The sequence below is a fragment of the Pseudomonas sp. MWU16-30323 genome (assembly GCF_020515595.1).
GTDB lineage: Bacteria > Pseudomonadota > Gammaproteobacteria > Pseudomonadales > Pseudomonadaceae > Aquipseudomonas > Aquipseudomonas yamanorum.
In genome coordinates this window covers 1-318 of the sequence record NZ_JAIWYM010000111.1, presented here as the reverse complement: position 1 = coordinate 318, position 318 = coordinate 1, and the positions used below count along the sequence as shown (strand labels likewise).

1 protein-coding gene is annotated in these 318 nt (G+C 63.5%); it reads left to right on the top strand.

Annotated features, from left to right (window positions below; genetic code table 11):
* Positions 1–318, top strand: a 318-nt coding sequence (locus LIY45_RS30670; RefSeq protein ID WP_226478737.1) for a phage baseplate assembly protein V, incomplete at both ends; no start/stop codon positions are given.

Genomic DNA, 318 nt, shown 5'->3' with positions numbered 1-318 from the left:
CTTCAGCACACCAGCCTTCAGGAAGAATCGTTTGGCAGTGGCCTCGGCACCTCTTACACGTTGAAAGCCAGTGCCATCCGCTGGACCTCGGAGTGGAAAGCCCCACTGCGCGACAAACCCTGCATCGACGGCCCACAGATCGCCACGGTGGTCGGCCCGCCCGGTGAAGAGATCTATTGCGACGAATGGGGCCGGGTCAAGGTGCAGTTCCCGTGGGATCGTTCGGACAAAAACAACGACCACAGCTCCTGCTGGATCCGTGTCACCCAGGGCTGGGCCGGGGCGACCTGGGGCTCCATGGCCATCCCGCGTGTGGGC